Origin of the sequence: Cognatilysobacter lacus (assembly GCF_008274655.1) — a bacterium.
Classification (GTDB): Bacteria; Pseudomonadota; Gammaproteobacteria; order Xanthomonadales; family Xanthomonadaceae; genus Cognatilysobacter; species Cognatilysobacter lacus.
The window spans coordinates 1-10,634 of the sequence record NZ_VTRV01000091.1; the positions used below are offsets into that span (position 1 = coordinate 1).

At 70.5% G+C, this 10,634-nt stretch carries 10 protein-coding genes; 9 read left to right on the forward strand and 1 reads right to left on the reverse strand.

Translation table 11 applies throughout. The features are described 5' to 3' along the window. Positions 1–2,696, forward strand: a 2,696-nt coding sequence (gene glnE, locus FW784_RS09120; protein ID WP_149353035.1) for a bifunctional [glutamate--ammonia ligase]-adenylyl-L-tyrosine phosphorylase/[glutamate--ammonia-ligase] adenylyltransferase, incomplete at its 5' end; no start/stop codon positions are given. A 14-nt stretch (positions 2,697–2,710) separates the two neighbouring features. On the opposite strand, the gene FW784_RS09125 is transcribed toward glnE, so the two are convergent. After that, entirely contained in the window at positions 2,711–3,682 is a 972-nt protein-coding gene (locus FW784_RS09125) for a mitochondrial fission ELM1 family protein (protein WP_149353036.1), read from the reverse strand. A gap of 85 nt (positions 3,683–3,767) precedes the next feature. Here FW784_RS09125 and FW784_RS09130 point away from each other — a divergent pair, with 85 nt between their 5' ends. The 8 genes from FW784_RS09130 to waaA form a co-directional block, all read left to right on the forward strand. Next, entirely contained in the window at positions 3,768–4,358 is a 591-nt protein-coding gene (locus FW784_RS09130) for a malonic semialdehyde reductase (RefSeq protein WP_149353037.1), read from the forward strand. Between the two features lie 28 nt (positions 4,359–4,386). Beyond that, entirely contained in the window at positions 4,387–5,022 is a 636-nt protein-coding gene (locus FW784_RS09135) for a YceI family protein (protein ID WP_149353038.1), read from the forward strand. Positions 5,023–5,026: 4 nt separating this feature from the next. Continuing rightward, positions 5,027–5,734 (forward strand): pirin family protein, encoded by a 708-nt coding sequence (locus FW784_RS09140; RefSeq protein ID WP_149353039.1) that lies wholly within the window; start codon positions 5,027–5,029, stop codon positions 5,732–5,734. A gap of 57 nt (positions 5,735–5,791) precedes the next feature. Beyond that, entirely contained in the window at positions 5,792–6,001 is a 210-nt protein-coding gene (locus FW784_RS09145; protein WP_149353040.1) for a zinc-finger domain-containing protein, read from the forward strand. 22 nt (positions 6,002–6,023) lie between these two features. Next, entirely contained in the window at positions 6,024–7,151 is a 1,128-nt protein-coding gene (locus FW784_RS09150; RefSeq protein ID WP_149353041.1) for a glycosyltransferase, read from the forward strand. Next, positions 7,132–8,454: an O-antigen ligase family protein gene (locus tag FW784_RS09155; RefSeq protein WP_425481620.1), complete on the forward strand. Its 1,323-nt coding sequence runs from the start codon at positions 7,132–7,134 to the stop codon at positions 8,452–8,454. The genes FW784_RS09150 and FW784_RS09155 overlap by 20 nt, the downstream gene beginning before the upstream one ends. A gap of 32 nt (positions 8,455–8,486) precedes the next feature. Further along, the gene (gene lpxL / locus FW784_RS09160) at positions 8,487–9,371 is read left to right on the forward strand and encodes an LpxL/LpxP family Kdo(2)-lipid IV(A) lauroyl/palmitoleoyl acyltransferase (protein ID WP_149353044.1); all 885 of its coding nucleotides are present in this window, start codon (positions 8,487–8,489) and stop codon (positions 9,369–9,371) included. Continuing rightward, positions 9,371–10,634, forward strand: a 1,264-nt coding sequence (waaA, locus tag FW784_RS09165) for a lipid IV(A) 3-deoxy-D-manno-octulosonic acid transferase (protein WP_149353043.1), incomplete at its 3' end; no start/stop codon positions are given. The genes lpxL and waaA, both read left to right, overlap by 1 nt.

Sequence of the window (10,634 nt, forward strand, 5' to 3'; positions counted from 1 at the left end):
TGGCCCGCGCGAGCGACTTCGCGATCGATGTCCTGGCCCGCGATCCCGACCTGCTCGCGCGCCTGCTCGCCGATGGCTGCGAAACCGGCGTCCCCGAGCCCCTCCTCGACCCCGCATCGCCGCACGATTGGCCGCGGGCGTTGCGTCGCTATCGCGCGGCCGGCTCCGCCCGCCTGGTCTGGCGCGATGTTCACGGCCTTGATGATGTCGATGCCACGCTGGCCGGCAGCACGCATCTCGCCGAGCGCTGCCTCGCCCTCGCGCTCGACGCGGTGGAGGCGCAATTCGCCGCGCGCCACGGCGTCGTACGGGACGCGACCGGCACGGTGCAGCGCCTCGTCGTTTTTGGCCTCGGCAAGCTTGGCGGCGGCGAGCTCAACTTCAGCTCCGACATCGACCTCGTCTACGGCTATGAATGTGACGGCGAATCGGACGGTGCGCGCCCGCTCGGCGCGGAAGCCTACTTCGCGCGTCTCGGGCAGCAACTGGCCAAGCTGCTCGACGAGCTGACCGCAGACGGCTTCGCGCACCGCGTGGACCTGCGCCTGCGGCCATTCGGCAGCGCGGGCCGGCTGGCGTGGTCGTTCCCCGCGCTCGAGCAGTACTTCCAGCGCGAAGGCCGCGACTGGGAACGCTATGCATGGCAGAAGGCGCGTCCGGTGGCCGGCGACGTCGCGGCGGGTGAGCGTTTCCTCGAAACGCTGCGTCCGTTCGTCTATCGACGGTATCTCGACTTCGGCGCGCTCGATGGCCTGCGCGCGATGAAGGCATCCATCGCGGCCGAAGTCGCGCGCCGCGACCTGGTCGACGACATCAAGCGCGGACCGGGCGGCATCCGCGAGATCGAATTCCTCGTGCAGGCGCTCCAGCTCATCCGCGGCGGCCGCGAGCCGGCCCTGCGCGAGCGTCGGCTGTTGCCCGCGCTGCGGGCGCTGATCGACGCCGGCCACGTCGACGCGGCGACGGGCGACGCGCTCGCCCGCGACTACCGTACGCTGCGGCGTCTCGAAAACCGCCTGCAGATGCTGCGCGACGCGCAGACGCATGCGCTGCCGGACGACGCGCTCGACCGCCACCGCATCGCCACCGGCCTGGGCGATGTCGACTGGAATGCGCTGCTCAGGCGGCTCGGTTCCGTGCGCGACGAGGTCGCCGTCGAGTTCAATGCGCTGCTTGCGCCGCGCGCGCGCGATCCGGTTCCCGGCGACCTCGCGGCCTATTGGCATGCATTGCCACGCGCCGGCGACGCCGCTGTGCTGGCGCGTGCCGGTTTCCCGCAGCCGCAGGACGCGGATTCACTGCTGCGCGACTTCGCGCGCGCGCCCGCGGTGCACGCGCTTTCCGATGCGACGCGTGCACGGCTCGACCGGGTCATGCCGGTGCTGCTGCAAGGCGCCGCGCGTTCGAGCGAGCCAATGCTGGCGATGCGCCGGCTGCTTGCGCTGGTCGGCAACGTGCTGCGGCGCAGCGCTTATCTCGCGTTGCTCGATGAACAGCCGGCCGCGCTCGCACGCCTGGTCGATGTCGTCGCGCAGAGCGCGCTGCTGGCCGAGCGCCTTGCATCGCACCCGTTGCTGCTCGACGAGCTGCTCGACTCGCGCGTCGAGGGCGCCTCGCCCGATCGCGACGCGCTGCGCGCGGCATGCGATGCAGCAATCGCCGGCATCGAGGACACCGAACACGCGCTTCGCGCGCTGAACGAGGCACGCCATGCGTTGAGCTTCCGCATCGCCATGGCGGTGCGCGACCAGCGGCAGTCCGCGGCTGACGCGACGCGCCAACTCGCCTGGCTCGCGGATGCGGTGGTTGCCGCGATCGTGGATATCGCCGATCGCGAGGTCGCTGCCGCAAGCGGCCGCATCCACGGCGCACGTTTCGCGGTGCTCGGCTACGGCAGCCTTGGCGGCGAGGAACTCGGCTTCGGTTCCGACCTCGACCTCGTGTTCCTGTTCGACGCGCCGGCGGACGTCGAGTCCGACGGTGCGCGGCCCCTCGACGCGCAACGGTGGCATGCGCGGCTGGCGCAGAAGGTGGTGTCGCTCTTGGGTGCGCCGACGGGGGCAGGGCGGCTCTACGACGTCGACGTGCGCCTGCGCCCCGACGGCGCGAAAGGGCTGCTGGTCTCGAGCCTCGCCGGATTCGCGGCCTACCAGCGCGAGCGCGCATGGACGTGGGAGCACCAGGCGCTTGTGCGCGCGCGTTGCATCGGCGGCGATGCAAGCCTCTGCGCCGATTTCGAGCACGTGCGCGCCGAGGTGCTGTCACGTACTCGAGACGAGGCGACGGTGGTCGAGGAAGTGTCGCGCATGCGGGCGCGCATGCGCGCCGAACTCGATCGCAGCGATGCCGCCACCTTCGACCTCAAGCAGGGCGAGGGCGGGCTGGTCGATCTGGAGTTCATCCTGCAGTCGCGCGTGCTGGCGTGTGCGTCCAGATCGCCGGAACTGCTGCGTCCGCGCGCAACGGACGACCTGATCGAAGCATGTCGCGTCACCGGCGTGCTCGATGGCGAGGCCGCATTCGCCCTCGTCGCTGCGCACGCGCTGCTGCTCGCGCGTGGGCTTGACTGCACGCTCGACCGCCGCACGCGGCGCGTGCCCCTCGATGATGCGATCGAAAGCGCCCGTCGTGAGGTGCGTTCGATTGCCAGCCGTTACGGCCTTGCGTTCGGCGCCGCCGCGCCGTCACCGGCGTAACGCGCTCGGCTCCGTCAGGGGTCTATCCCGAACCGTTGCCTCAGGAGCGCGGCGACGCGCTCGGTCTCGCGCAGGGGCTCGGTCTCGAACGCCAGCATCTCGGCGTCGAGCCGCCGAACCCGTCCAGCGCGCAGCAACGCGTCGATGAAACGGCGCGGTCGTCCACGGATTCGGCGGTCGCCGGCAACGAATACGGGCGCACGCGTGGCGCACGCCTCGGACACCATGTTCACGGAATCGGCCGTGCACACGATCCGATCCGCCCAGCCGAGCAGCGCGGCATATGGATTGCGACCGTCGACCGAGCCCGTCCACACGACCCCGGGCAGCCCATGCAGCCGCTTCCTCACCCGCGCGACCATCGCTGGCGGCGTGCGCCGGGACGTGGTCGCCAGCACGCTGCCGCCCTCGCGCTCGATCACGGCGCGTACGTCGCGCAGCCATCGGTCGAGGTGGCGCATCGACACGTTGAAGTTGGACGTCGGGCCGCCGATCAGCAGCGCCGTGCGCGGCGACGGCAACCGGCCCAGCGCGGCGAAGGCCGCGCGCGATGCGCCGAGCCACGTGTCCTGCACCGGATTGATCGACCCGGTCAGCTCCACCACGTTCGGGCCGCGCAGCCTATCGTGCCGGGGCGCGAGCACGACGTCCCAGTGCGACGTGCGGATACGCGGATCGAGGATCTGCACCGCGTGGGCGCCGTGCATGCGAAGCAGCCGAGTCGCCAGCGCGGACTGGCGGCCGCAGCCGATCACCAGGGTGGACGGCAGTGACGGGTCGGCGAGCAGCTGCGAGAAGGCATCGCCGAATGCGTGCTCGCTGCCTGCGAGAAGCCGCGGCGCGAACCAGCGCCACGGCAGGCGCGCCTTCAACAGCATGTCGGTCGACGGCAGCTTCATCGCCGCCGCGAGCGCGCGCGCCTGCCGCAGGTTGCCGGCATGGCCATCGGTGAGGGTGACGATCTGCGTGGGCGTTGAACGTTGCACCGGTCGTATCGATCCGTTCCGGGCCGGCGACGGCCGTTTCGCGGCGTGACTCTACACTGCCCGTCCCCCTGTCGAGGAAATGCCCATGTCGCAGCCGCTACCGCAGGAGGCGCTGGACCAGCTGTTCATCAACGCGCGCACCCACAACCGCTTTACCGGCGAGGTCGGCGACGAGACGCTGCACCGCCTCTACGAGCTGGTCCGCCTTGGCCCGACCACGGCGAACACCACGCCCGCGCGATTCGTTTTCCTGAAATCCGCCGCGTCGAAGCAGCGCCTTGCGCCTGCGCTCGACGAAGGAAACCGTGCGAAGACGATCGAGGCGCCCGTCACCGTGATCGTCGCGCACGACATGGCGTTCTACGAAAAGCTGCCCTACCTGTTCCCCCATGTCGACGCCAAGGGCTGGTTCGACGGCAAGCCCGAGGCGGACCTCGAGACCATCGCCCTGCGCAACGGCTCGCTGCAGGGTGCGTACCTCATCCTCGCCGCGCGCGCGCTGGGGCTCGATACCGGCCCGATGTCGGGCTTCGACAATGCCAAGGTCGACGCCGAGTTCTTCGCTGGCACGCGCATCCGCTCGAATTTCCTGGTGAACCTGGGTCATGGCGATTTCAGCCAGGTGTTCCCGCGTTCGCCGCGACTGCCGTTCGATGAAGCCGCGCAGATCCTGTAAGCGACATCCCATTTCACGGAGCACGGTCATGTTCAAGCACATCGTCCTTGGTATCGCGCTTGCCGGCGTCGCCGGTGCCGCGCTCGCCGCGCCCATTGCTTACCGCATCGACGCCAACCACACGCAGGTCACCGCGACGTGGACGCACTTCGGCTTCTCGCACCCGTCGGCCAACTTCGGCCAGGCCGACGGCACGATCGTGTATGACGCCCGCAATGTCGGGGCCTCTTCGGTGAAGGTGACGCTGCCACTCACTGGCCTCGACACCCATGTCACCGCGCTAGACGAGCACCTTCGTACCGCCGATTTCTTCGATGCGGCCAAGTACCCGGTCATCACGTTCAACAGCACCCGGGTTGAAGCGGCGGGCGACAGGAAGCTGCGCGTGACGGGCGACCTCACCGTGCACGGCGTAACCCGGCCGGCGGTGCTGGACGTGTCCCTCAACGGCGCCGGCCTGCATCCGATGGCCAAGCGCGAGGCCGTCGGTTTCGACGCGACGACCACGATCAAGCGGAGTGACTTCGGCATCGCCAACTTCATCCCGAACGTCAGCGACGAAATCCGCATCCACATCACCACCGAGGCGATGGTGCCGAAGGCGGACGGCTCGCCCGGCGCCGGTCCGCGTGCCAGGGCCGCGGTGCCGCCGAAGAAGAACTAGGCCGATGATCATCGAGCGCCCCGGCGATTCGCGCGGCCACGCAACGCACGGCGGCTGGCTTGACAGCCACCACACGTTCTCGTTTGGCCAGTACTACGACCCCCAGTGGATGGGGTTCGGGCCACTGCGCGTGATCAACGAGGATCGCGTCGCCGGCGGTGGCGGATTCCCGCCGCACAGCCACGCGAACATGGAAATCCTCTCGATCGTGCTGGACGGCGCACTTTCGCATCGCGACAGCGCGGGGGGCGGCGGCACGATCGGTCGCGGCGAAGTGCAGTGGATGAGCGCGGGCCACGGCGTGCAGCACAGCGAGTTCAATGCCTCGCCGGCCGAGCCCGTGCACTTCCTGCAGGTTTGGATCCAGCCCGATCGAGTCAACGCGCCGCCGGCGTACGCGCAGCGCGCCCCGCAGCCGGGTGACGACGACGGCGGCTGGGTCTTGCTCGCGTCGCCCGACGGTGCCGGTGGCAGCATCGCGATCCGCCAGGCGGCACGGCTCTACCGCGTCGCGCTCGCGGCGGGCGCGGCCGTGCATCGCGAACTCGACAGCGATCGTCGTTACTGGCTGCAGGTCACCCGCGGCACGGTGAGTGCAGCCGACCACCCGCTTCGCGCCGGCGATGCACTCGGATTCGTCGACGAGGGCGGCCCCCTGCACATCGAGGCCGATACCGCAGCCGAGCTGCTGCTGTTCGACCTGCCGCGCTGACGGGCGCGCGTGGCGCGGCTGGTAGAATCGTGGCCCTGTCCGCAGCGCGCGCCGACCATGACCGAGCCCACCGCTTCCGCCCCGCACGCCGCCGAGCCGGCCAATGCCCGCAAGCGCTACGTCGTGGGGATCAAGGATCTGCCGCTGAGTTGCCCGCTGCCCGAGATGGCGCTGTGGAACTCGCACCCGCGCGTCTACCTGCCGATCGAAGCCGAGCGCGAATGCAAGTGCCCGTATTGCGGCGCCGAGTTCGTGCTGGAGGAGTGAGGCCCGCGGCCCCGAGCCCGGCATGGCTTCGTCTCCCGACCCGTCCCGCCCGCTGACTGTCGTCCAGTTGCTGCCCGCGCTGGAGTCCGGTGGCGTCGAGCGTTCGACGCTGGAGATCGCGCAGGCGCTGGTAACGGCGGGGCACCGTGCGGTGGTCGTGTCGCGCGGTGGCCGGCTGGTGCCGCGGCTGCTGTCGCTCGGTGCCGAGCACGTCACCCTCGACATCGGGCGCAAGTCGCTTGCGGTGCTGCGCAACGTGTACGCGCTGCGTCGCGCGATCGAAGGCGCCGACATCGTGCATGCGCGCTCGCGCCTGCCTGCGTGGCTCGCGCTGTTCGCACTGCGCGGCCTCGACGCGTCGCGGCGGCCCCATTTCGTGACCACGGTGCACGGGCTCAATTCGCCATCGCGCTACAGCGCGGTCATGACGCGCGGCGAACGGGTGATCTGTGTGTCCCGCACCGTTCGCGACTATGTGCGCGAGCACTACCCGCGAACCCATGCCGCGGAACTGCGCGTGATTCCGCGCGGCATCGATGCGTCGATGTTTCCGCCCGCGCCGATGCACGACGCAGATGCACGCACCTGGGCCGCCTCGTTGCATCCGGCGCTGGGCGGCGAGGGGCCGTTGCTGCTGCTGCCGGGCCGAGGCACGCGTTTGAAAGGCCATGCGGACGGGCTCGCGCTGCTGGCGCGCCTTCGCGCCGACGGCGTCGATGCACGCCTGTGGTTGCCAGGTGCGCGCGAAGCCGGCCGCGAGGCCTATATCGTCGAGCTGGAGCGCGACGCCGCGCGGCTGGGCATCGCCGGTGCGGTCGCGCTCACGCCCCCGACCGACGCGATTGCACGCGCCTACGCCGCCAGTGATCTCGTGCTGCAACTTTCGCGCAAGCCCGAATCGTTCGGCCGCACGGTGCTGGAGGCATTGTCGGTTGGCCGCCCCGTGCTCGGCTGGGCGCATGGCGGTGTGGGCGAACTGCTCGCGGATTTCCAGCCGGAAGGCGCGGTGCCGCCGTTCGATCCCGACCGCCTGCACGCGGCGGCGACCGTATTGCTCGCACGGCCCCCACGGCTGCCAGCTAGCATTCCGCTCACTTTGCAGGCCATGCAGGAGGCGACGCTTGGCGTCTATCACGAACTCGCGGGCTGACGGCGTGCCGGAGACCGGCTGGCGCTGGGCGCCGGCGTGGGTGCTCGCCTATGTCGCGCTGTGGCCGGCGCCGGGCTATGCCGAGGCGGTGCTGGTGATCGGCGCGCTGGTCGCGATGTACATGCTGGTGCGCGCGCGATTCCGCGGCGGCACGCGCCTGCTGAGCGGCCCGGCGTGGGCGCTGACCAGCGTGATGTTCGCGGCCTACTGGCTACCGCGCTTCATCTCGGCATTCGACACGTTCGATCCGCCGCGGGCGCTGCTCGACGCCGCGGCGGACCTCCGCCACCTGCCGTTCCTGTGGCTCGTCGCTGCTTCGGTCGCCAACAGCGAATCGCGACGACGCACGTTCACCGGGCTCGCGATCATCGTCGCCGTGTGGGTTGGCGACGCGCTGCTGCAGTCGGTGACCGGCACCAGTCCGTTGTTCGCGATGATCGACCAGGCCAAGCACGCGATCAGCGGCCACGGCATGTGTCCGGCGGACGCCGCGGCTTCCGTGGATCGCCTCAGCGGGTTCCTCGGCCCGTGCAACCTCAAGCTCGGCCAGGTCATCGCGAGCCTGTCGCCGTTGCTCCTGCACGAGGCCTCGCGACGCTTCAAGGCACCCGGCTGGCTCGCAGCCGCGGCGGCGGTTGGCATCGTGATCGTTCTGGCCGGCTCGCGCGCGTCGTGGATCACCTACGGGCTCGTGCTGCTGCTGTCGGGCTGGCGCGTGCTGGGCTGGAAGCGGCTCGCGGGCGTGTTCCTGTTCGGCGCGCTCGCGCTGGCCGTGTTGGCGCTGACCGTGCCGCAGGTGCGCGATCGAATCGATCGCACCACGCGCGTGCTTGCCGGCGACCACCGCGACATCGACAGCGCGTTGTCCGGGCGTGGCCGCATCTGGCTGGCCGCGACCTGCATGGCACGCGAGCATCCGGTCAACGGCGTGGGTGTGCGCCGCTTCCGGCAGGCGTTCCCGGGCTGCGATCCGGCGCCGGGCCGGCGTGCCGAATGGGGCGACGGCCCGGCGCTGCACGCGCACCAGATCGTGTTGGAAATCCTCAGCGAAACCGGTGTGATCGGCCTGCTGTTGTGGCTGGCCGGTGCCGCGCAGGCCTGGCGTGCGTGGCGCTATGCGGACGAGGCGGCCCGCCGACAGGCGCGGCCGGCGATGCTCGCGCTGGTCGTCACGGTGTTCCCGTTGAACACGCACCTGGCGTTCTATTCGACGTTCTGGGGCGGCCTCACGCTGATGCTGTTCGCGCTCTATGCGGGCAGCCTGCTGGCCAACGACCGCGTCGACCCGGCGGCCGCGGCGTGACGAAGACGGCGACGCCAACGTCTGCCGGCGACATGCCGCGCGGCGCGCGCCATTGGCCGATGCGCGCAGGCGTGGCGATGCTCTCCGGCGCCGCGCGACTGCCGTGGTCGCTGCAGCGCATGCTCGGTCGCGGCATCGGCGCGCTCGCGTACGCGCTGGCCGGTTCGCGTCGCCACGCGGCGCGCGTCAACCTGCGCCTGTGTTTTCCCGAACTGGACGACTCCGCACGCGAGCGCCTGCTGCGCGATACGTTCCGTGACTTCGGCATCGGCCTGTTCGAATTCGCGCGCGCATGGTGGGGCGGGATCGAGCCGATGCGGCGCGATGTCGTCATCGAAGGCCTCGAACATCTGCGCGCGCTGCAGGCGCAGGGCCGCGGCGTGCTCATGGTCTCCGGTCATTTCATGACGCTCGAGATGTGCGGCCGCCTGCTGTGTGATCACGTGCCGCTGGCCGGCATGTACCGCCGCTACCGGAACCCCGTCATGGAGCATGCGGTCAAGCGCGGGCGCCTGCGGTACGCGGCCGCGATGTTCACCAACGAGGACATCCGCCCCGCCATGCGCCACCTCAAGCACGGCGGTTTCCTGTGGTACGCCCCCGACCAGGACATGCGCGGCAAGGACACGGTGTTCGCGCCGTTCTTCGGCGTGCCCGCCGCCACGATCACCGCGACGCACCAGTTCGCCCGGCTCAGCGGTTGCGCGGTGGTCCCGTTCTTCCATCGGCGCGAAGGCGCGCGTTACGTGCTGCGGATCGCGCCGCCGCTCGAGCACTTTCCCTCGACCGACGCGACGCTCGACAGCACGCGCGTCAACGCCGCGATCGAGTCGATGGTGCGCGAGGCGCCCCCGCAGTACCTGTGGATCCATCGGCGCTTCAAGCGTCGGCCCGATGGCGGGGCGCCGCCGTACTGATGCCTGCGACGACCGCCCCCGATCGCGTGGAGCGCCTGCTACGCGCGATGTATTCGTTGGTGCTCTACGTGCTCACGCCGATCACGGTGTACCACCTGATCTGGCGCGGCTTCCGGCAGTCGGCCTACTTCGAGCGCTGGGGCGAGCGCTATGCAGGCTTCGGGCCGCCGCGCGCCACCCGCGTGCTGTGGGTGCATGCCGTCTCCGTCGGGGAGGTTAATGCCGCGATACCGCTGGTCGATGCGCTGCTCGCGCGACGTCCCGACCTGCGCCTGCTGGTCACCACGATCACGCCGACGGGTTCCGCGCGCGTCGGTGCGCTGTGGGGCGATCGCGTCGACCACGCCTACCTTCCGTACGACCTTCCCGGCGCGGTCGCGCGTTTCCTGCGCCATTTCCGGCCGTACGCCGCGCTGATCATGGAAACCGAGCTTTGGCCGAACCTGCTGTTCGGCTGCCGCGACCATGGCGTGCCGGTGTACGTGTTGAATGCGCGACTGTCGGCGCGCTCGCTACGCGGTTATCGCGCGCTGGCGCCCCTGGTCGCCCGCGCGCTGCGCACGGTTCGTGGGATCGGTGCGCAGTCGCACGCCGACGCACGCCGCTTCGTTCGCCTCGGCGCGGAACCCGCCTGCGTGCAGGAAACGGGCAACCTGAAGTTCGACCTCGCGCTGCCACCGAGCGTCGTCGCGTTCGGTCGCGACTGCCGCGCGCGCCGCGCGGCGCGCCTGGCATGGATCGCAGCGAGCACGCACGTCGACGAAGAGGCCGCGGTGATTGCGCTGCATCGGCGCCTGCGCGGTCGTTGGCCGGACCTCCTGCTGATGTGGGCACCGCGACATCCCGAACGCTTCCGCGCGGTCGCCGAGCAAGCGACGGCGGCGGGCTTTCGCACGCTGCGTCGCTCCGAGGATCGCTGGGCAACCGCCCACTGCGACGTGTTCGTGATCGACACGCTCGGTGAGCTGCTCAACTTCTATGCCTGCGCCGACGTCGCCTTCGTCGGTGGCTCGCTGCAGGAGGTGGGTGGGCACAACCTGCTTGAGCCCGCGGCGACAGGCACCCCGATCGTCACCGGACCGCACCTGCACAATTTCGCCGATATCTCGCACCGTCTGGTCGCGGCGGGCGCCCTGCGCGTGGGCGCGGACGAAGCTGCGGTCGGCCAGGCGCTGGAGTCGATGCTGGCCGATCCGGAGCTCCGCGCCCGGATGGCGGACGCAGGCCGCGCGTTGGTGGAGTCGGGGCGCGGTGCGCTTGAGC

What these genes read in the sequence shown, in the direction of transcription:
- FW784_RS09145 (WP_149353040.1), top strand. Translation starts at nt 5,792, where the DNA reads ATGACCGAGCCCACCGCTTCCGCCCCGCACGCCGCCGAGCCGGCCAAT.
- FW784_RS09140 (WP_149353039.1), top strand. Translation starts at nt 5,027, where the DNA reads ATGATCATCGAGCGCCCCGGCGATTCGCGCGGCCACGCAACGCACGGC.
- FW784_RS09130 (WP_149353037.1), top strand. Translation starts at nt 3,768, where the DNA reads ATGTCGCAGCCGCTACCGCAGGAGGCGCTGGACCAGCTGTTCATCAAC.
- FW784_RS09150 (WP_149353041.1), top strand. Translation starts at nt 6,024, where the DNA reads ATGGCTTCGTCTCCCGACCCGTCCCGCCCGCTGACTGTCGTCCAGTTG.
- FW784_RS09135 (WP_149353038.1), top strand. Translation starts at nt 4,387, where the DNA reads ATGTTCAAGCACATCGTCCTTGGTATCGCGCTTGCCGGCGTCGCCGGT.
- lpxL (WP_149353044.1), top strand. Translation starts at nt 8,487, where the DNA reads ATGCCGCGCGGCGCGCGCCATTGGCCGATGCGCGCAGGCGTGGCGATG.